Source organism: Leptospira yasudae, assembly GCF_003545925.1.
GTDB lineage: Bacteria > Spirochaetota > Leptospiria > Leptospirales > Leptospiraceae > Leptospira > Leptospira yasudae.
Genome location: NZ_QHCU01000009.1, coordinates 68,498 through 88,884 on the forward strand (window position 1 = coordinate 68,498; position 20,387 = coordinate 88,884).

Below are 20,387 nucleotides of genomic sequence, written 5' to 3' on the forward strand. Positions count from 1 at the left end.
CTCAGAAAAGACGCAGTTTTGGCTTAAATCATTTTGCTTTCTTTTTAAGCGAATCCTTTCTGCAAGATCGTACGCTTTCCATTCGTCGAAAGAAAATGTTTTTTACTGGTTGATTCTTCCCTTTGTTTCCTTTTTCTGTTATTCTCCTCGGGTTGCATGCGAGATATAAAAGCGCAATTTGAAGAATCATTTCTACTTGAAAATTCGCAAAATACGAAATAAAAAAATGACAAGGTTGTAAACGTATGAGGCTCAAAATTTCCCTTCTTCTCGTATTCTGTTTTTTCCTCAGTTGGAGTTCTTCCCTTTTTGCCGCCGATATCGTCCGTCTTAAAAACGGTTCGATCTATCGAGGCAAGGTCGTTTTGGAAGACGACGAGAAAGTCCTTCTCGCGGAGAACGAAGACTTTATCCGTTATTTTGCGAAAGAGAACGTGGTCAGCGTAACGTACGAAAGGCCGCAAGATAAGAATAAGAACACCATCTCTTCCGATAAAACTGGCGGCTCGAAATCCGAACCGCCTCCTCACCAGAATCCTTATTCAGGAATCGCTACGCCGATCGAACGAGAACCGCCTCATGCTTCTTCCCAACAGGGAAACGACACGACGATCGACGTGACTCACGAGATCGTCACGGACTTTATCTGGAGGGGACTCAGTTTTTCCGGCGAGATGGCAAACCGCCGAAGAAACGAAAGTTACCCTGCCACCACGATCGTTCCTTCGTACCAACCGACCATCGACATCAATACTCCGTTGAAAGGATTTAAGATCCAGTTCTGGGGAAACTTCCAGTTAACGGAACGAAATGACAAGGACAGCGACGGACGTTTTCAATTGTTTCCGGGCGGTCCCGGTCCTTCTTATCCGGGGCAAGGAAATCCTTTCACCGCTCCGAATCCCGATCTTTTGAATCAAAGCTGCGTCTACGATACGCAGAACAACGTGATGAACGGAACGCTCGCAACCGGTTCAACCTGCGGCGGTCTGGTTCCGAAACCGTATAAAGAACAGAACGGTATGAAACGCGCGGACGGTTTGTTTTATGCGTTCTATTATACGTTCGAGAAGACGAGCTGGGGAAAGTTCACCGTGGGAACTTGGTTTTACAATACGTTCAACAAGAACCCGGCGTATGTTTCCACGCCGTTAGGTGGTTTTAATTCCCTTGCGGCTCAGGGAGTCAGCAGTTCGAACAACACTTCGAATCAGATCACGAGACTTGCATGGCAGGAATATTATTTCTTTTGGCAATTGCCGTTCCTGTCCTACATAACTCCGACTCTTTCCTTTTATACTCAGATCACGGCGGAGAACGCCGGTTTGACGGCGGGTAAGAATTACCTCTCTCTTTACATGAGTCACGAGTATTTTGCGGAGAAATTTTTTAGAATCACCCCCGCGGTCAACATCGGTTACGAAATGTCCAACAACATCGTGGACAACCGCTACGGGATTCAGGACATCACGAGCAGTTTGACCTTTTACTTCGGCAAATTCTTCATCAAAGGAAACCACGTATACCGCCCGAATCTGTATATGTACGACACGGACAACTACTACGGAGCCACCGGCGGATACGTTAACCGAAACACGAAAGACGGTTTGATCGTGGATCCTTCGAAGGTGAACGGTCCGATCAATCAATACCTGCTCGATCAGATCGCGAACAGTCCGTTGATTCCGGACGCTGGGGACGGTTCGTTGCGACAGGCGATCCGAGAATCGTATTTATTGCAGAAAATTCCGGCGCATTTATTCTGGTTCAGCATCGGATTCTCGCATAGTTTTTAAAAAAAAAATATAAAGAAGCACAGGAAGATTCATGAGCATCAGGTTTCGAATATCGTTATATCTTGCACTCGTACTTTTGGCGGGAAGCATCGCGATTACCACCATCAATACGATTACGACGTACTTTAAGCTTTCGCAGGATATTAAGGATTCTTCCGCGATGGTTGCGTCGAGATACGCGTTCGAAATTCGGGATTTTTTCGACAAGGCTCTCGGCGGGCTGCGCGGTCTTGAGTTTCAACTTTCGCACGCAAGACCGACCCGAGAGGAAACGATCGAAACGTTAAAGGATCTTGCAAAGAGCGATCCGAATTATTTCGGAGCTTGGTCCGTATTCGAACCGGGTAAATTCGATTCTTTGGATTCGCAATATGTCAATCGACAAGGCTACGATGCGACCGGAAGATTTATTCCTTACATCAATAAGGCCGCAGGTCCGGACAAACCTTTGGTGTTGGAGCCTGTCATCTACTACGAAAATCAGGATGCGAGCGGATATTTTTATAACATTCCGAAAAAAACGGGAATCGATTTTATCGCCGATCCGTTTGCGTATCCGGTTTCGGGAAGAGAAATTCTGATGTTGTCCGTCGTGAAACCGGTTCGCAGAAACGGAGAAGTCGCGGGCGTCGTGGGCATGGATATCACGATGGAAAATATGCAGGAGATGCTCGAACCGATTCGGCCGTATCAAGGAGAAGGATATCTGAGTCTGATTTCTCCCGGAGGTTTTTACGCGGCGAACGGACTGCAGCCCGAACTTGTGGGAAAGGAAATTCAAGATCCTGAATGGAAGAAAAAAATTCTGGAAGGAAGTCTGAAGGACGAGATCCAAGTTTACGAAAGAGGAGGTGCCACGCACTTCTTCTATTCCTTTTATTTGGGGAATTACAACAAGAAATGGATCTTGGAAGTCAGCGTTCCGGACAGCATCTTCTGGAAAAATCTTTCGAGAGTGATCTTGGAGACGATCGCTACGTCGCTGTTTACGATGATCATCATCGTAATCGTATTAAATCTAATATTCCAAAAATTGATTACGAACGGAATCAACACCGCGATCTCCTTTTCTGAGGAGGTTTCCTCCGGAAATCTCGTGGTGGAAAATTCCTATGAACGCAAGGACGAGGTCGGAAAACTTCTTCTTTCCTTGGATCATATGAAGAATAATCTCAAGAGCATCATCTTGGAGATCAAGGGTTCTTCCGAATCCTTGAATTCGACTTCGGATAAGATGGCGGAGTCTTCGAAAAGTTTTTACGACGTCGCTCAGGAGCAGGCTTCCGCATCGGAAGAATCCTCGGCTGCGATCGAAGAGTTGGCCGCTTCCGCGGAGAATGTCGGCAAGTCGATGGATCGGGCGATTTCGCACATGAAGGACATCGACGGGAACGTGATCTTGTTGAAGGAACAGATCGCAAGAATCAACGACGAGATGAAGTCTCTTGCTTCCCTTGCGGGAGAATCGCAACAGCAAGCGACGACCGGCGAAAGTTCCATGAATCAGTCCACGAAGGCGATGGATGAGATCGGAGACAGCGCGTCACGGATCAACGAGATTCTTTCCATCATCACCGATATTTCCGAAAAGACCAACTTACTCGCGTTAAACGCCGCGATCGAAGCCGCCCGCGCCGGAGAGGCCGGAAAAGGGTTTGCGGTCGTAGCGGAAGAAATCTCCAAACTCGCGTCCCAGACTTCCAACAGCGTTCAGGAGATCGGACAACTCGTTGAATCCACGAACCGCGCCGTGATGAACGGAACGAGCAAGGTAAAGGAAGCGTCCGATATTCTTGCGAAGCTGAGAAGTTCGGTGGATATGTTCGGAGTATCCGCGAAGAACGTTCTCGATTCGGTGAACACTCAGGAAAAGAATACGGAAAAGATTCATCAGAGTGCGAGTTCTCTTATGAGCTTCAGTCTTCAGATCGAAGAAGCGGTTCAGGAACAAAAACGCGCGACCGACGAGATCACAAAAACGATCGTGAGCATTTCGGAAGGAACGCAGGAAATCGCGAGTGGGGCGGACGACCTCACCGGTTTTTCCAAAAACATGCACACGCAATCCGAAGGTCTGATTCGTTTGATCAATAAGTTTAAGATATAACTCGCGACCCGTAGAGAGCGAGTTATGGCCGTAGATAGCGGAGCGTGATCGCAGGCTCTTTGCGTAGCGAAGATCGCGACCATAAACTCAGCAAACGCCTCTCTATGGATCGGCGTTTAGAGACCGAACTGTCGAGTTTTGGGCGACATAGAGGAGATGCGGCCTTGAATCGAAATGCGACCGCAGTTCCGACGAAATCTGCTGTGGATAAAGATGGCCCTACCCTCTGATTCGGGTGGGGGATAACGAACTCTCCCCAGAGAGTGAGGAGGGTAGCTCAACACCTCGCTTCCCATGGGGAGCTCGGCGGGAAAAAATCGTCGAAGCTCCCTCCAACGGAAAATTCGAATTTTCGCAAGTGGTTCTCGAATCCCTTACTTTGTCGGAACAACTTTAGAGAGTGGAAAAGAATTGACCGGTGATTACTTCATCTCGGCAAACAGACGATCCAAGAATTCCTTTTGTTTTTTACAACGGGGTTCTTGGATTCCGTTCTTCATCTCAAAGACTTTTTTCCCGTTCTCTTGTATGATTTCCAAATTCCAGATCTTCTTTTGCAAAACCGTATGCACATACGAGACGAATGCGTCCGCAAAGAAGTCGTCTCCGTTGATCGAAGAGTATAAAGTAGGGAAGGGGGTTTTTTTCAAAACCGGATAAATACCTGTCCATTCGGAATCGAAAGAAATCGGTTGGGAAGTGTAGAATCGGATTTTTTTGCGCGCCGGAAACGAATCGTCGAAAACGGAATCGTTTTCATTCACCCAAACTCCATTCGAAAATTCGAATGTACTAAAGTCTCGATTCTTTTCGCGAAAGTCCGGAACGATCTTTTTTTGAACGCTTAGGATATGGCCGATTTCGTGAAGCAGAATGTATTCGAGAGCCGTCTCGATCGTATCGTTCGATTCCGATTCGATTCTCACGTTGAGTTTCAACGTTCCAGGAACAAAGGAAGAATTCTCCTTTTGAGTGATCCAATCGTTCGCGGTTTTGTTCAACATTCCCGTATCCAAAAATACGACTCCGCCTAACGGACCCGAATGATCGTATACGAAACTACTCAAACCGGTGCCTCCCAAGTTTCTGCAAAGAATCACGCGGAACAAGGACTTGTCCAAAAAAGAATTCACCGGATTCGGAAGAGACTGTCTAACGGCGCTAAGACGGGACTTCCACTGTTTCACGTCCGTTTCGGGCGAGGGAGAATCCTGAAATCCGTCGATTCGATTCATTTCTTGAATGAAGTTTTGTTCCTCCCCGTCGAGACTCGAAATTCTTTCCTGCCAAGGATCGGAAAGAGAATAACGCTCCGCTTGAGTGATAGGATGGGTTGTAAAGAGCCGATAATACGGATTATTTCCCATTAGGAATGAAGTTGGTTTGCAATCGGAAAGCGCGAAAATGACGGATACGATCCATAGCGCTCGGAAATGTTTTTCCAGGACATGAAAGCGGAATAATTGCATAGGAAAGATTTTTCCAGATTCCTTGAAAAATGTAAATCCCAATCCGTTCGTCATCATTTTGAAAAAAAAGAATCTTTGAAACGGAATGGTTTGCGTTAAACCGGGAGCCTTGTAAATTTGGACAACAAAATTCCCAGGGTCGGGAAATTCAGAAACGATGATGTTCTATTTCCTATTGCCTGTTTTATTTTGGATCGGCCCGCTCTTCTCCGCGGAAACGAATCCCTGGGACCTTCCCATTCATGAAAGAATCATCAACCGCAAACACGTATCTCATATCGTGATCGAGACACGCGCGGATCATACGAGGGTGACTCTTTTGTTAAGCGAACGGTTTCCTTACAACTATAAGGCGACATCGGGTTCGTTCTTCATCCGCGTAAACGACGAAAAGGAAGCTCTCGCGCTTTCCGAAAAACTCGACAAGTATTTGGAATCGGGTTGGAATCTAAAAATTTATCTTTCCGGATCGGAAATCACTCGGTATGACCTGGATCAGACAATTCGCTAAGTTGAAATCCGGCTTTTTGAATCCCTTTACGTTTTTTGAAAGGGAATTCAATTACAGCGAAGCGGAAGCGTGGAAGGATCAGACGAGAATCGATCAGTCCTTTATTCGTCTTGCGTTTCTTCTTCACTTCACGATGTATCCGACGCTTGCGATTCCCGAAGTGCGCAATTCGGAACGCGGAGTTTTGTATCTCGGAGTGATCTTTCTCATCAACGTGATGAGTTTGGTTCTTTCGTTTCAGGAGAAATTTCTTTCTTGGGTGATTCAGATCTCCAACATCGTAATCATCTTTCTGATGATGAATCTCTTCCACGAATCTTTTTATCGATTTCAGGATTTGGAAAGTCTTCAGATCTATAACAATTACTTTTTACTCATTTCCCTGATCGTTATCTTTCAGATGTTCCGCTTGAAAAAAGGTTCCTGCTTTTTGACTGGAATCATCGCGATTTGTCTGCATATCTTTTTCGTTACGATCAAACGGGTCGAACTCGGACTCGAGGATTTTCCGAGAATTCTTTTCGTGCCCGACGTAGTCTACGGACTTTGTATCGTGATCGGAACTTCTTCGGTAATCATCGTTAAACGACTGATTTCGATTTCTTCCGAACTCGATCTGGAATACAAATACATTCAACAGGATCTCACAGTCGCCAAACAGGTTCAGGAGAATCTGTTTCCCGGTCGTTTGAGCATCAAGGGAATTCGTTACGAGGTGATGCGGATCACTCCGAATCATATCGGCGGCGACTTCTTCGATTTCGTTCAACTCCGGGAAGGAAATACGGGAATTTTTTTGACGGACATTGCGGGACACGGAATCGCCTCTGCGCTCGTCGCTTCCATGGTAAAGATCATGGTTTCCACGATGCCTTATATTCTGAAAGTGCATCCGTCCCGTTTGATGGATTACATAGACGATTCTTTGCAAAAACAATTTCAATCCTATCACGCTTCCGCGATTTATATGTTCTTGGATTTCATTTCCAAAGAAGTCACCTTTTCCAACGCGGGACACCCGTATTTGATTCACGGATCGTTCACGAAAGAATTTCACGAGATCGAAACCGAAGGTTCGATCCTCGGTTTCGGAATCAAAAAGCCGATCGCGGAGCAGGTCAAACTCCCTCTCGTCGAACACGATCGTTTCTTTTTATACACGGACGGTTTGATAGAAAACAAGAACGAGGAAGGAAAACTTCTTGGAACGGAAGGCCTTCTTGAAATATTGAATGAGAATCGATCCGAAAAGGATATCGGAGTCTTCAAAGCGAAGGTGCAGAAGGCCGTGGAAACCTTTTTCGGAAACGTAGCACTGGAGGACGACACCCTCTTTCTCATCGTAGAAGTGGAGTAATCAAAGAAATGAGTGAAAAATTAATCAACGTAACTAAGGAAGGACAGATCGCGGTTCTTACGATCCAAAGACCTTCCGCTCTCAACGCTCTCAATAAGGAAGTTCTGACTCAGATCGGTCGGGAAGTGGAAGCTCTTGAAAAAGATAAAGACATCCGCGTTCTCATCGTAACGGGAGAAGGCAAGGCCTTCGTCGCAGGCGCGGACATCGCGGAGATGAAGGACTTAAACGTCGCACAAGGGGAAGAATTCTCCAAACTCGGCAACGGAGTATTCCAAAAATTGCATCAATCCAGAATCGTTTCGATCGCGGCTATCAACGGATTTTCTCTCGGCGGAGGAATGGAACTCGCGCTGGCTTGCGATATCCGAGTCGGTTCCGAAAAAGCGAAACTCGGTTTGCCGGAAGTTTCCTTGGGATTGATTCCCGGTTTCGGAGGAACGCAAAGACTTGCACGCTTGATCGGATACGCAAGAGCGATCGAACTGGTCGTTACCGGCGATATGATCACGGCGGAAGAAGGATATAGAATCGGAATTCTCAACAAGCTCGTAAAAGAGGGAGAAGATCTATTAGCTTTTTCTAAAACGATTGCGAACTCCATTTTGAAAAAAGGACCGCAGGCGATCGAAAGAGTGAAGAAGACCATTCAGCAAGGTCTGGACGTTTCCTTGAAGGACGGAATTTCCATCGAAGAAAAAGCGTTCGGCGCTTGTTTCGACGGGGGACAATCCAAGGAAGGAATGACCGCATTCCTCGAAAAAAGACCGGCTCAGTTTTAAGTCGTCGGAGTTCCGACAAAATCGATCGGGAAATTTTCCGTTGCAAAAAGCTTGGTTTTGTGATATAGGAATGTCTCCCGATTTTTCCCACCGCCTCTCCTCCTCCACCCGAATCTGGGCGGGGCCAAGCAGTTTTTACGGAGGATTTTGTGGGAACTCCAACGAGTTCATTTGTGACGAAAACAAAATTTCGATTGGAACAAAGCGAACGATAACGATGGCAACATTCAGATTCAAACTACTAAAAACGAAACATACGATCGTTCCCCGATTCAAACTTCTTCTCTTATTCATCTCTATTCTTCTGGTTTCGTCTAATGGTTCCGCGCGCGATCTCGAAAAAATCACGATCTACGTGGACGAACATCCTCTGCTCGTCGAAGTAGTAAACACGCCCGCGGATCGTGCGCGAGGATTGATGTTTCGGAAACATCTCGCGGAAAACGAAGGAATGTTATTCGTGTTCTCCGAACCGGATTACTTGAGTTTTTGGATGAAGAACACTTGGATTCCGCTCAGCATAGCCTATTTCAATCGCGACAAAAGAATCACGGACATACACGATATGAAGCCGAATCAAACCACGGAACTCTATCATTCCAGCGAAAAGGCTTTGTATGCGTTGGAGGTCAATCAGGGCTGGTTTGCAAAACGGAAGATCGGGAAATACGGTGTTTTAAAACTGCCCGATCGGGTGAAGGCGGCGCAGTAGCAAGAAACGGTAATCAGGGAAATGCCCCGATTACCGTTCGTTATTCTTAGAGAGAATCGGAAGCGAGTTTTTCTTCCAATTCGGTTAAGGTTTTCGTATCCACAACTTTCGTAGATTTTAATCTTCCTTGTTCCGCCATTTTCAGAATCGTTTTGGATCCTACGGTTTCGGAAGTTACGATGATTTCTTCGAGTTTTCCGTTCTTCTCAACGAAGAATTTACCTGGTTCGGAACGAAGCGCACAAAGAGTTTGAACGTTTCCTTCTTTTTCAGCGGTGATATCCAGTCTGCTTCCGAAGTTCGTATAAACCAAAGTCAGCTTCTCTCCTTTTTCTTCAAAAGACTTCACATATTTACCGTCTTGATCGTATTCGTTGTAACCGACGGGGTTGCTTCCGGACCAGAATTCGATCAGGTTGAAAAGAATGAGATCAAAGAAAAATCCCACAGCATACAGAATGCTGAAAGGAAAATACATTACGAGAGTCTTGATGAACTTCGCCAGCAAACCGCTACCGATATTGAAACTTTCGTTTACGTCATATACTTTTTTAACGATCGCAAACTTACCGAAACAATTCGCGAAAGAAAGAAGAAGAGTCATGGGGAGAAGAATTGCTACGATAGCCTTACGAAACTTATTTTGTTGCATGAAAGAACAACCCCTTTGTCAGATTTTTGAGAATTGAATCCTTTCCCGGAAATTATGCAAGATTTTTCTTTTTTCGCAGGGGAAAATCGAGTTTGGCGCGCAAAGAAGTACGGTCATAATTCCTTGACCGGAACCGTGTTCGGAAAAAGATAGAGGGAACATCGGGAGCGGAAGGTTGCTTTTTCCTACTTTAGAATTTTTCGTATTTTTTATCTTCGTATTCCTGGTTTACTGGTATCTGATTCCGTTTTTTTTCGGAAGGGATGCGAAAGCTCTAACGATCACGCACTTCTTCCTTTTAATCCTAAGTTATTATTTCTACATGAGCTGGGATTGGAGATTCGGAGGATTGATCCTTCTTTCCACGGTCTTGGATTTCGTTCTCGCCGCGAGAATCCATTCTTCCCAAAATCAAAGAACGCGTTTTATTCTGATCACGGTCAGCCTTGTTCTGAACCTCGTGTTCATTCTCGGTTTTTTCAAATATTATAATTTCTTTGCGGATTCGATCAATCTCTTCCTCGGCCATTTCGGTGTGACTAACGCGCTGCCGATTCTTCATATCATTCTCCCCGTGGGAATTTCGTTTTATACGTTTCAATCTTTGAGTTATACGATCGACGTATATCGCGGTCAAATTCTCCCCGAAAAAAGTTTTCTGCGTTTCGCTTTGTTCGTTTCCTTTTTTCCTCAGCTCGTTGCGGGACCGATCGTAACCGCGAGAACCTTTTTGCCTCAGATGGAAACGGTTAAGAATATGACCGAAATTCCGTTTCGAAAGGCGATCCGTTATTTTATTCTCGGGTATATCAAGAAGGTCGTTCTTTCGGATAACGTGGCTCCCATCGTTGATAAAATTTTTTCGCATCCGGAGAACTTCGGAACCGCCGCCATTTGGCTTGCAGCGACCTTGTTTTTGATTCAGATTTATTGCGACTTCAGCGGTTATACGGACATGGCGTATGCGTCCGCACTTCTTCTCGGATACGAACTTCCCGAAAACTTTCGTATGCCGTTTATCGGAAGAAGCGTCACCGAATACTGGAGAAGATGGCATATCACCCTTTCCACTTGGCTCCGCGATTACGTGTATATTTCTCTCGGAGGAAACCGAGCGGGCGCGGTTCGACACAGATTCAATCTTTGGATTACCATGTTTATAGCCGGTTTTTGGCACGGAGCCAACTGGACCTTCATCATTTGGGGAAGTTGTCAGGGAACGATTTTGCTGATCGAAGCGATGTTCAAGAGCTCCAAGGAAAAACGTTTTCCGAACTTCCGTCTTCTTCCCGAAAAGATCGGTGTTCCGATTCAGATCATCGTCACCAACTTGATTTCGATTTCGGTGGGAACTTGGTTCCGCGCGGAATCCGTAGAGAAAGAGTGGGTGATGTTGAAACGGATGTTCGTATACACGGAAGGCGGGCTGCGGCCGTACATGCTCAAAACGGGAATCCCCGTCATTCTTTGCATCATCGTAGGACAATGGCTTGGTTATTGGATCTTCGAAAAAAAGAAAGAATGGAATCCGCCGCTGTGGCTTGAATTTTCCTTTTATCCGGTGATTGCGGTCGTTCTCGCGCTGTTCACTCCGGATCTTGAAATTCCGTTTATCTACTTTCAATTTTGATAAAGAAGAATTCTCGACTAACGGGAATTTAACGCTTCTTTCCGGAAAAGCGGTTTCATTCTCTCTATGTTTGCGGGATTGAAATCCAACCTATCATTTTCGAGTATTCTCGGTAGATTATAAGATCGACAAAAACCTTCTCGACAAACCGTCATTCCGTTGTAACCCTGATCCTGTATGTCCGGCAATCCCGATCCGCAACCGAGAAGTCACCGCTACTATCCTGGTAGCTATGCCGATTATATCATACAAATCGAATTCGGTTTGATCACGCTGCACGCAAAGTTAGGAAACATTTCCGAGACGGGGATTTGTCTGATCTTAAACGGGGAAGACTTGAACGTCACAGAACCCGTTCACGGTTCCGTGATCGAAAAGAAGTCCGGAAAACGCCTCGAGTTTGAAGGAGATATCGTTTGGGCAGGACCGGAAGTCATCGATCACAAATCGAGATTCGTCTACGGCCTTCGATTTCGAGTGCCCATGATTCTCACCGAAACCCTGGTTTTGATCAATCTTTCTCTTCAGGAACCTTGATTCCTCTCTGATTCCATACGTTTCCGGATTGCCATATCCGCTTCCTTGGAGAACTTTGAATCAGGGATTTACCTTCTACCACATGGAACAAAAACAAATCATTTCCAAAAAGCCCACCTTAAGAGAAATCGAAATCGGCCTTCTCAAAAAGATCAAGGAGGGGGACGACGAGGCTTATATCCAGCTCGTCAATCCGTTCCGAGAAAGGCTCTATCGCAAGGCCATCTCGATGGTAAAAGACGGAGACGACGCGGAGGATATCGTACAAGACGCTCTGATCTCCGGTTATCGATCCATCCGAAACTTTCGGGCGGAATCGGGCGTTTATACTTGGCTTTATCGAATCGTCGTCAACAAATCCAAGGACTTGTTAGCGAAACGGAAACGAGCTAAAGAGAATTCCATGGACGATAAGGAATATCAGGTAACGGACGATCGTGTAGGATTCGAAAAAAAAATTGAACTTAGTGATGAGTCCAACTATCTAATTAGCAAAATCAACGAGTTGGAAGATCTCTACAAAGAGGTGATCGAGCTCCGATACTTCGAGGAAATGTCCTACGCGCAGATAGCCGAAGTTTTGGGAACCAACGTGGGAACCGTAAAGAGCAGACTCTTTAAGGCGAAGGAGTTCCTGAAACACTTGATTTTACAAGACGGTAAGGGTGAAGGATACTTTAGGTAAGAAAGATGAAAAGTTTACAGTCAAAATTCAAGATTCCGCTTTTTCTACGAAAGGAAGACGGTGATTTACTCAAGATTGAAAATTCGCTTGTGAAAACGATGTCCGAACTCAGAGACAAACAACTTCGCAATATAAACCTCAGCGAAGATTTCCAGATCCGATTGAAAAATCAACTCAAGGCAATCCAACCCGAACGTGAAAACGGATGGGAAAAAATCCGCGAAAACGTCGTCGCAAACCGCGGTCTGCAATTTTCTTTTTCCGCCATTTTGGCGCTTGCAATCGTCTTCGTAACCTACAACCGATTTGCAAATCCGGGCGATGGAATTCAAAGCGAAAGAGCCGGAACCGTGTTCGGACAGTCCGAAGCCGGCAGCTTTCAAGACATTCCTTCCTCCGGTACGTTCGAGTCCGAAGCCGACAAAGCGCTTCTGAAACAAATTCCATCCACAGCCGAAGCCAGAAGAACGATCGATTCTCTCCGGAAATATTTTTCCGAACGGGGCGATCTGAGAATGGTGGAAGAGCTGGATAAAATTCTGGAATTTACGCAAGGCAACAACTAAATAAGGGTTGTTGTCGCTTCTTTTCAAGCGCTGCTCTTTCCTTGAAACTCAAATGTGGGAACTCCTGCATTTGAGTTTCTATTACGGGATGAATTGTGGGAACTACTACATCACCCACCTGCACGGCAAAACTTTCACCGACAAACAAAGCAGCGGTGAAAGGCAAGTCACACCCAGCAAAATTTACTTTTTAATTCCGTCCTGTCTTCTTTGAAAAAAGCCGGGATCTACGCTGTCCAGGATTCTCTTGGATTCCTGGTAGATTTCGCTGTATTGCATTCCTCTGTAAACGTCCAGAATCAGACAAGCGTGCTGCAGAATTCTGCAGCGGATCTTAAAATCATACAGATCCTTTCTCGAGTTGAGAGTGTCCTTCAAACGGATTAGATTTTGATAATATCCGAGAATTTCCTTTTCGGAATAATTTCTCGTTTCCTCGAAGATTCCCTGTTCGGCCAAAACGACTGGCAGAACCTCTTTCAAATCCGATTCTTCCTGATAGGACGTTCTTAATTTTTCGATCCAAAAAAGAATCGGTTCCGCTTTGAGAACGGCGATCGGGGCGGCGGACGGATCTTTGAGAAACGCCTCTCGAAAAAGCACGAGAGATTTCCGTTCTTCTCCGGTTTGAAACAAGGACTCCGCGCGAAGATATAAAAACTCGGGAGAATTTCGTTCCACTGAAGAGGAATAATTTAAGATTTCAAGGGCGTTGCGGTAATCGCGGAAGCGGATGAGTTCTCGGATCAAACCCAAAAGCGCGGAAGGATCTTGAAAGTGAAGACCTTCCCTTTGGACCGAAATCTTGAGCTGATCGACGGCCTCTGATAAAACCGATTCCGAAATCGCACGCAAAGCGGAAGTTCCCGTGAACTTTCTCAGTTCGAATGCGTTTTGAAATTCGGCGAAATACTGAATGAGAAGATGACTTCTTTCCCTTCCTTCCTTAGCGTTGTGAATCCGATCCAAACGATTGTCCCAATACGAGGAGATGAAATAGCCCGCTACGACTTCCGGATGTTCGGGTTCTTCGGCCAAAAGAGAATCGAAACTTTTTTGCGCCTTGTCGAAATCCCCGTCGCTTAAGTATTGATTGGCTTCTTCTAATTTTCTGGAAAAGGACATGGAGGATTCATTCTTTCACTTGGAATCCGGTGGAGTTCCACCGGATGAATTTGAGGTCGGATCAGTGGGTTGCTTTTTTGTCGTGATGTTTGCTGACTTGTTTTACGATCTTATCTTCCAAGCCGTCGATGCAAGCGTAGATATCCTTGTTCGAATTTTGTGCGTTGAATTTGTTTCCGTCTCCGTGGAGATTCAGATTGGCGCTGACTTCTCCGTGAATCATTTCAAAAGAGATCTCGAAAGACTGAACCGTATGAAGATATTTGGAAACTCGATCCAATTTACTGTCTGCGTATTCCTCGGCCGCTTTCGAATGATCTACGTTCTTCCAGTTATAATTTATTTTCATAGGCTGCTCCGAATTGTTTTTTTATACCGGATAAATTTAGACGACAGTGGGAGTCAGAAAACTTCAAAATCCGGAATTTCAGGTTAGTCTTGAAAGGAGAAGAGTCAAATCAAAAAAAATCCCGCCCTTTCGGGCGGGCCAAGTCAGTTAGAACTAGAGATGGGATGAATTAGTGGGCTCGGTGTTTGATTACTGAGCGTTCGCAACATTCTCCATATGGATGGAACAAGCTTCTTGGTATTTTTTATAAGCTTCTTCCTCGGCGTTCAGGGCGGAATCGATATCCCCGATTTTCTGATAGATAGAAATTACGTTTTTGATGTTCTCCAGAGCCTGGCAGGATTTACCTTGGCGGAACTCGGAGATGGATTTGAGATAGAGAACCAGCGCGTAGCCTGCGGATTCTTTTTCTCCCATTTTCTCACGAACGGTGAGAGATTGGTTGTAGAGGTCGATCGCGGAATTGTAGTCTCTGACTTTTTGTTTCAGACTTCCCAAGGCGCTCAGCTTATTCGCTAATTGGATTTCATTCTCTGGTGTAAACTTATTAAGCTCTTCCTCGACCTTTTGGGCCTCTGGCATTGCATACAGTCCAGTAAAAATGCTTAAAAAGAGAGCAATTGTCGTAAACTTGTTCATCTTATCACCTCAGTTCCAGTGTTCTGTCTATATATATGCAAGTGCCGTGCCAGAATTTCGGTGAGATTCTTAGATTCTTTCTTTTTTTTTCTCGTTTTGCTTGGGGCCTCTTAAAATAGTCGAAACCAAGCATTCTGCCGGATGATCGCGCTGCTTTTTGGTTTTCAAAAAGGGTGAGGAAAGTCCGGACACTGGGAAACACGGGACCGGGTAATGCCCGGAATTCAACCCTTGAGAGCAATTTCAGGGGAACGAGTATGGAAAGTGCAACAGAAAGGATACCGCCGTCGGGGAATCCGGCGGTAAGGGTGAAATGGCGGGGTAAGAGCCCACCTCCGATTCCGAGAGGAATCGGGAACGGTAAACCCTCCCGGGTGCAATCTCAAATAGGCGGCCTTTTTGCCGTTTCCGCGGGGCCGCGGGTAGAGAGCAAAGACTCCGATCGGTAACTTTCGGAGCAAGATAAATGGTCATCCATCTCTTAACGGAGAGGACAGAATCCGGCTTACAGGCAGAGTGCGTTTTTGTTTTCATTAAAAAGCGTCTGGCTGAAGGAGCGCAGCGACTTCGGCAGAGTGCGTTTTGTTTTCATTAAAAAGCGTCTGGCTGAAGGAAGCGCAGCGACTTCGGCAGAGTGCGTTTTGAATATTATATTTTTTGTATGAGTTTTCGCGATGCCTAAACCGATTCGATATCAATACAGTTATTCCCAGAAAGTGGCTTGGGGAGATATGGACGCGTTCGGACATGTGAATCATGTCGTTTATGCGAAGTATTTTGAAAACGCCCGCGCCAATTACTTTACGGATCTCAATCTTTGGGACACTCCCGATCGTCCATCCGAAGGCGGACCGGTAATCACTCACATCGACGTGGATTATCGTAAACAGGTTCGTTATCCCGATACTCTGGATATAACGATGCAGGTGGACGCAGTGACTTCCCGGTCGTTTCATATCTCTTGTACGATGTGGAACCAAGAAGGGGATTGTGTCGCGACCGCCAAGGGAGAATTTCTTTGGTTCAACTTTGCTACACAGAAACCTGCCTTGCTTCCGGAGATTTATAAGAATCTATTCTTTCAGGAGCAATCGTAACAATTCATAACGAATTATAATCCGTGATTCGAATTCGGATTCGAGAGAACGCGCGGGCGAAAAACGGCTTGCCTTTCTATTTAAAACGAAGAACTTCTGCGGATCATGTGTGATACGTTCGTTGCCACACCTTCTTTTACCGGAACCGGTTCTATGATCTTTGGGAAGAATTCAGATCGTGAACCGAACGAAGCGCAGGCGTTGCTGCGCGTTCTTCCTCGAACCGGGGAAAAACAAACCCGCTGCACTTACATCCAAGTTCCCGGCGTAAAACAAACACTCGAAGTGATTCTTTCCAAACCCTTTCAGATGTGGGGAGCGGAGATGGGAGCGAACTCCTCCGGCGTTGTCATCGGCAACGAAGCGGTCTTTACGAAAATTCCCTTTGAAAAAAAGAATCAGGGTTTGACGGGAATGGATCTCTTGCGTCTTGCATTGGAAAGAAGCGACAACGCGGAAGCCGCGCGTGAAACGATTCTTCAGTTGCTCGAACAATTCGGACAAGACGCTTGCGGGGGTTATACGAACTCGTCCTTTTACTATCACAATAGTTTTTTGATCGCGGATTATCGAAACGCCTTCGTGCTCGAGACCGCGGGAAAATTCTGGGCTTGGAAAAAGATCGAAGGGTTTTATTCGATCTCCAACGGGCTTACGTTGGAAAACGATTACGACGCGATTCATCCGTCCGCGATCGAATACGCGGTTCAAAAAGGTTGGGCGAATCACGGCGAACCGTTTTCGTTCCGCAAAGCGTTCTCGGACTCTTTCTTTACTTTTTTCAGCAAGTGTAAGGTAAGAAGGGCGAGAACTGCCTCGATGGGAACATTCAAAAAAGGGAATTTAGACGCGAAGGCCGCGATGGAAATTCTCAGACAGGAAGGGGAACCGGGAAGCGCAAGCGGACGTTTTTATCCTTCTTCCTCGGACATGGGTTCGGTTTGTCTGCACGCGACCGGTCCAATTACGCCTAACGGTACGACCGCTTCTTTGGTGGCCGAGTTGAAACCGAAAACTTCTCAGAACCGTTTTTGGTTTACGGGAGCGGCGATTCCTTCGATCTCCTTGTTTCTTCCGGCGGGATTTCCGGGCACAACGTTTTTAGAAAAGAATTTCGAACAACCGGGCGCGGCATTGGACACTTCCCTTTGGTGGACGCACGAAAAATTCTATCGGGAGATTCAGAGGTTTTATCCGGACGCAAAAGCTCTGGTGGAACCGAAGATCGATTCCTTGGAAAACACATGGTTTCAGGAATTGAAGGGTCTGGAAAAAAAATCCGACCCTTCCAAGGCCTTGGATGAACTGAGCGAAAGAGCCGCGAGAACGGCTCTGCAAGAATATCGATTGTGGAACGCGAATTTGGTCCACGAACTCAAAAAACGCAAGCCCAAACAAGCATTCGCTCCCTTGTATCGGCTTCAGTGGTCCCTCTGGAATCAAAAGGCGGGGATCAGCGTCTCTTAGCGCTTGCCTTTCGGATCTTCATGTTGATGAGTTCCACGCCGAGTGAGAACGCCATCGAAAAGTAGACGTATCCTTTCGGAATGTGGAAGTGAAGGCCGTCCGCGAACAACATCGCTCCGATCATGATTAAAAACGCAAGCGCGAGCACCTTCATAGTAGGGTGTTCGTTGATAAAATCGCTGACGGTTCCCGAAAAGATCAACATCACGACCATCGACAAGACCACGGCCGCAACCATCACCTGAAATTGACCGGAAAGCCCGATTGCCGTTACGATGGAGTCCACGGAAAAAATGATGTCCAAAATGATAAGCTGAACGATCACACCCCAGAAAGAAATTTTTTCCTTCTTCGATTTGGAATCGTCCTCTTCGATTCCTTCCACCTTGCCGTGAATCTCGCTGGTACTTTTTGCGATGAGGAATAAACCTCCCCCGAGCATAATCAAATCCCTTCCGGAAATTCCGAAATCGGCGACGGTCAAAAGAGGGGAAGTCAGGGAAGCCAACCAACTGACCGTAAACAACAAACCGATTCTAAAACCGAGTGCAAGAATCAACCCTATGTTTCTTGCTTGATTTTGTTGGTTCTTGGGAAGTTTTCCGGAAACGATGGAGAGAAAGACGATATTATCGATTCCGAGAACGATTTCCATCAAAGTCAGGGTCAAAACGGCGACGACTTTATCGAGTGTGAGTAATTCCATGCTTGCAATTAATTTTTCGAAAACGAAGAAATCAATCGATTTACAAGGAAATTTAAGGAGGCATACTGGAAGTATGGAATTTCTTCCGGAGAGTTTCAAGACAAGGGAAGCGGTCGGAATTCATCTGAGGAGCAAGACGATTCTTCCCTGTCTGCCCCACCGACTTAGTCTTTTGGTTTTTCTACGTCATTCGGGTTGTATTTTCAGCAGGGAAGCGATCCACGATCTTAAGGAGATTTCCGAAATCTGTCTTTCATTCCCCCCCGTTCTGTTTTTTTTCCCGGGCCAGTTAAAGGATGCGGAAGAATTCTTTTCCGGGGTTTGGGAAGAGGCAAGCGTCGTCGCCGATGCAAAGACGGAATTTTACAGCGATCTGGGTTTGGAGACGGCGAACTTGGTTCAACTCGCCGGTCCCGAGGTTTTGATCGGAACGGCGAGAGCGACGTTAAAAGGACATTTTTACGGAATCCCGGGCAGCAATCCTTTGCAGATGCCCGGAGCGTTCTTAGTGGTTCGGGACCGGATCGTTTGGGAACATCGATACAGACATATCGGAGATCATCCCGATTGGAAAAATATTCCGGGAGTCACTCTGCTGCCGGGCGCGGAATTCGGACCCGACGTAATGCCCGCCTAACTCGCGTTTAACGAACTACCGTGACCGAACAGGTCGCGTGATGAACGATCCGATCCGAAACCGAACCGACCAGAAATCTTCCCACAGCGGAAAGACCTCTCGAACCGATCACAATCATATCATAATTTCCTTTTGCTGCGGTTTCCACGATCGTGTCGGCCGGGTATCCTTCCAGAACCAAACGATCCCATTTGATTTCGGGCGATTCGTCCAAAGGAGAATGGATCTTTTCGAATCTTTGTTCCGAAATCCACTTCACTCTGTCCTTTCCTTCGGGGGCTTTTTCGTAATAACCGGGAAGCGGACCGAATTCTTCGACGACTTCCAAAACCGTAAGACTCGCGTTCGCCGCCTTCGCGATCGCGATTCCCATCTCCAGCGCCTTTTTGGAACTCTCCGAACCGTCCACGGGGACTAAAATTTTTTTGATGAATCTTTGCATATTGTTTCTCTTCGCAAAGAGTGTATCCCTCTCGAACGCGTTTTCCAATCAAAAAATTGCGGATTTTAGGCTTTCAAGGTTTGATTTTGATCAATCGGAGAATTCTCCCTTTATGAAAAAAATTGGACGTCGGCGGATCGGGACGAATTTTTACCGACCATGCAAGACACAACCGAATTGGATCGTATATTCATAAATTCTTATTTAACGTATAAGAACACGGGAAACACGAAGGCGCTGATCGAACAGGCGGAGTTTTGGATACGGAGAATCGCGGTTCACAAATATTCTCTCGACGAGGACGGACGATCGGAAGTCCTTATCAGGTTCATTCAAAAAATTGAATATTTTTCGGAATTGTACGAAACGCGTAGGTTCAAGAATTTTCCGGCGTATGCGATCGTGTTCCTAAAACACCTCGTTTTAAACCAGTGGAAAAAGGAGATTCGTTTCCGCAAACGGGAAGCCGTTACGTTCGAGGCGCACGACCTTCCGGGCCGGATTTCGGACGAACCCGATTACGAAACGAAAACATCCGTACATCGTATCTTTCTGAACGAAACCCTGCGCGGTTTCGATCCGAGAGCGGTTTTGATCTTCAAACTCAAACACAATTTATTCCTTGAGAGAGGAGAAATTCTTCTTTTGAAAAGCGTTCTCCTCGCATCCGGAAATTCCGTCCGTGATTTCCTCAAAGAAAGGGCGGAAAAAAGATTCGAGGCGCGAAGGCGCGAGCTGGCCGTTTTGGAAAGAATGGAAATCAAACAGCAGATTCTTTTTTCAAAAGGGAACGGAGCCGCGGATGTTTTGTTGCGATCCAAGGAAAAGCTGAGAAAAAAGCTTTTGAAAACGGAAACGATCTACACGCACGAGGAGATTTCGTTCTGGTTCGGTTGGAGCTATTCCGCGGTCAAGAGGCTTTATCGTCGTGCGTTGGATTTTTTGATTCTTTCCGGAAAGGATCTTCGTTTTGTTCTCGTTCCGGAGGAGGAGAAGGACGCCGCCTAATCGGGATTTTACGTCTGTAATTTTTGTGTCAGAATGCGGTCTTTTTGGAATACGGAGTGGAAAAAAAATTTCCTGAGGATTCTTCTCGGAATCGTGTTCGCACAAAAAAACCT

21 protein-coding genes and 1 other RNA gene are annotated in these 20,387 nt (G+C 46.1%); 15 read left to right on the top strand and 7 right to left on the bottom strand.

Going from position 1 to position 20,387, the window contains the following annotated elements; all coding sequences use genetic code 11:
* The first annotated feature begins 245 nt into the window (after positions 1 to 245).
* Positions 246 to 1,796 (top strand): LA_0442/LA_0875 N-terminal domain-containing protein, encoded by a 1,551-nt coding sequence (locus tag DLM76_RS20180; protein WP_118966359.1) that lies wholly within the window; start codon positions 246 to 248, stop codon positions 1,794 to 1,796.
* Between the two features lie 31 nt (positions 1,797 to 1,827).
* The gene (locus DLM76_RS20185; RefSeq protein ID WP_118966360.1) at positions 1,828 to 3,903 is read left to right on the top strand and encodes a methyl-accepting chemotaxis protein; all 2,076 of its coding nucleotides are present in this window, start codon (positions 1,828 to 1,830) and stop codon (positions 3,901 to 3,903) included.
* Between the two features lie 422 nt (positions 3,904 to 4,325).
* Here DLM76_RS20185 and DLM76_RS20190 read toward each other — a convergent pair whose 3' ends face one another.
* On the bottom strand, positions 4,326 to 5,372 hold the full coding sequence (locus tag DLM76_RS20190; RefSeq protein ID WP_118966379.1) for a hypothetical protein: 1,047 nt from the start codon (positions 5,370 to 5,372) through the stop codon (positions 4,326 to 4,328).
* 160 nt (positions 5,373 to 5,532) lie between these two features.
* Here DLM76_RS20190 and DLM76_RS20195 point away from each other — a divergent pair, with 160 nt between their 5' ends.
* The 4 genes from DLM76_RS20195 (at position 5,533) to DLM76_RS20210 (ending at position 8,734) form a co-directional block, all read left to right on the top strand.
* Complete coding sequence (locus tag DLM76_RS20195; RefSeq protein WP_118957732.1) at positions 5,533 to 5,883, top strand: hypothetical protein; 351 nt, start codon at positions 5,533 to 5,535, stop codon at positions 5,881 to 5,883.
* Positions 5,858 to 7,240 carry a PP2C family protein-serine/threonine phosphatase gene (locus DLM76_RS20200; RefSeq protein WP_118966361.1) on the top strand — a complete coding sequence of 461 codons (1,383 nt, stop codon included), beginning with the start codon at positions 5,858 to 5,860 and terminating at the stop codon, positions 7,238 to 7,240. The genes DLM76_RS20195 and DLM76_RS20200 overlap by 26 nt, the downstream gene beginning before the upstream one ends.
* 8 nt (positions 7,241 to 7,248) lie before the next feature.
* Positions 7,249 to 8,022 (top strand): enoyl-CoA hydratase-related protein, encoded by a 774-nt coding sequence (locus DLM76_RS20205; protein WP_118957734.1) that lies wholly within the window; start codon positions 7,249 to 7,251, stop codon positions 8,020 to 8,022.
* Between the two features lie 217 nt (positions 8,023 to 8,239).
* A complete protein-coding gene (locus DLM76_RS20210) occupies positions 8,240 to 8,734 on the top strand; it encodes a DUF192 domain-containing protein (protein ID WP_118966362.1) in 495 nt (164 codons plus the stop codon).
* Between the two features lie 46 nt (positions 8,735 to 8,780).
* Here DLM76_RS20210 and DLM76_RS20215 read toward each other — a convergent pair whose 3' ends face one another.
* Positions 8,781 to 9,386 carry a DUF3332 domain-containing protein gene (locus tag DLM76_RS20215; RefSeq protein WP_118957736.1) on the bottom strand — a complete coding sequence of 202 codons (606 nt, stop codon included), beginning with the start codon at positions 9,384 to 9,386 and terminating at the stop codon, positions 8,781 to 8,783.
* Between the two features lie 175 nt (positions 9,387 to 9,561).
* Between DLM76_RS20215 and DLM76_RS20220 the strand changes: the two genes are divergently transcribed.
* The 4 genes from DLM76_RS20220 (at position 9,562) to DLM76_RS20235 (ending at position 12,804) form a co-directional block, all read left to right on the top strand.
* A complete protein-coding gene (locus tag DLM76_RS20220; protein WP_118966363.1) occupies positions 9,562 to 11,016 on the top strand; it encodes an MBOAT family O-acyltransferase in 1,455 nt (484 codons plus the stop codon).
* A gap of 177 nt (positions 11,017 to 11,193) precedes the next feature.
* Complete coding sequence (locus DLM76_RS20225) at positions 11,194 to 11,553, top strand: PilZ domain-containing protein (protein ID WP_118957738.1); 360 nt, start codon at positions 11,194 to 11,196, stop codon at positions 11,551 to 11,553.
* 82 nt (positions 11,554 to 11,635) lie between these two features.
* Entirely contained in the window at positions 11,636 to 12,238 is a 603-nt protein-coding gene (locus DLM76_RS20230; protein WP_118957739.1) for an RNA polymerase sigma factor, read from the top strand.
* A gap of 5 nt (positions 12,239 to 12,243) precedes the next feature.
* Positions 12,244 to 12,804, top strand: coding sequence for an LIMLP_12425 family protein (locus tag DLM76_RS20235; protein ID WP_118957740.1), 561 nt, complete (start codon positions 12,244 to 12,246; stop codon positions 12,802 to 12,804).
* Positions 12,805 to 12,987: 183 nt separating this feature from the next.
* On the opposite strand, the gene DLM76_RS20240 is transcribed toward DLM76_RS20235, so the two are convergent.
* The 3 genes from DLM76_RS20240 to DLM76_RS20255 all read right to left on the bottom strand — a co-directional run bounded on the left by DLM76_RS20240 (position 12,988) and on the right by DLM76_RS20255 (position 14,917).
* Complete coding sequence (locus DLM76_RS20240) at positions 12,988 to 13,929, bottom strand: tetratricopeptide repeat protein (protein WP_118966364.1); 942 nt, start codon at positions 13,927 to 13,929, stop codon at positions 12,988 to 12,990.
* 61 nt (positions 13,930 to 13,990) lie between these two features.
* Positions 13,991 to 14,278 carry a ribosome hibernation-promoting factor, HPF/YfiA family gene (hpf, locus tag DLM76_RS20245; protein ID WP_010574237.1) on the bottom strand — a complete coding sequence of 96 codons (288 nt, stop codon included), beginning with the start codon at positions 14,276 to 14,278 and terminating at the stop codon, positions 13,991 to 13,993.
* 189 nt (positions 14,279 to 14,467) lie between these two features.
* A complete protein-coding gene (locus DLM76_RS20255; protein WP_118966365.1) occupies positions 14,468 to 14,917 on the bottom strand; it encodes a tetratricopeptide repeat protein in 450 nt (149 codons plus the stop codon).
* Positions 14,918 to 15,046: 129 nt separating this feature from the next.
* Here DLM76_RS20255 and rnpB point away from each other — a divergent pair.
* The 3 genes from rnpB (at position 15,047) to DLM76_RS20270 (ending at position 17,481) form a co-directional block, all read left to right on the top strand.
* Positions 15,047 to 15,441, top strand: an RNA gene (rnpB, locus tag DLM76_RS20260) — RNase P RNA component class A.
* Positions 15,442 to 15,591: 150 nt separating this feature from the next.
* Positions 15,592 to 16,014: an acyl-CoA thioesterase gene (locus DLM76_RS20265; protein WP_118966366.1), complete on the top strand. Its 423-nt coding sequence runs from the start codon at positions 15,592 to 15,594 to the stop codon at positions 16,012 to 16,014.
* Between the two features lie 105 nt (positions 16,015 to 16,119).
* Positions 16,120 to 17,481 (top strand): acyl-CoA--6-aminopenicillanic acid acyltransferase, encoded by a 1,362-nt coding sequence (locus DLM76_RS20270; RefSeq protein WP_118966367.1) that lies wholly within the window; start codon positions 16,120 to 16,122, stop codon positions 17,479 to 17,481.
* Here the strand turns inward: DLM76_RS20270 and DLM76_RS20275 are convergent.
* A complete protein-coding gene (locus tag DLM76_RS20275; RefSeq protein WP_118966368.1) occupies positions 17,468 to 18,187 on the bottom strand; it encodes a TerC family protein in 720 nt (239 codons plus the stop codon). The genes DLM76_RS20270 and DLM76_RS20275 overlap by 14 nt on opposite strands.
* Positions 18,188 to 18,260: 73 nt before the next feature.
* On the opposite strand from DLM76_RS20275, the gene DLM76_RS20280 reads away from it, so the two are divergent.
* Positions 18,261 to 18,824: a SelL-related redox protein gene (locus DLM76_RS20280; RefSeq protein ID WP_118966369.1), complete on the top strand. Its 564-nt coding sequence runs from the start codon at positions 18,261 to 18,263 to the stop codon at positions 18,822 to 18,824.
* Between the two features lie 7 nt (positions 18,825 to 18,831).
* Here the strand turns inward: DLM76_RS20280 and DLM76_RS20285 are convergent, their stop codons facing one another.
* Entirely contained in the window at positions 18,832 to 19,266 is a 435-nt protein-coding gene (locus DLM76_RS20285; protein ID WP_118966370.1) for a universal stress protein, read from the bottom strand.
* 159 nt (positions 19,267 to 19,425) lie between these two features.
* Here DLM76_RS20285 and DLM76_RS20295 point away from each other — a divergent pair, with 159 nt between their 5' ends.
* Entirely contained in the window at positions 19,426 to 20,274 is an 849-nt protein-coding gene (locus DLM76_RS20295; RefSeq protein ID WP_118966372.1) for a sigma-70 family RNA polymerase sigma factor, read from the top strand.
* Positions 20,275 to 20,387: the final 113 nt, after the last annotated feature.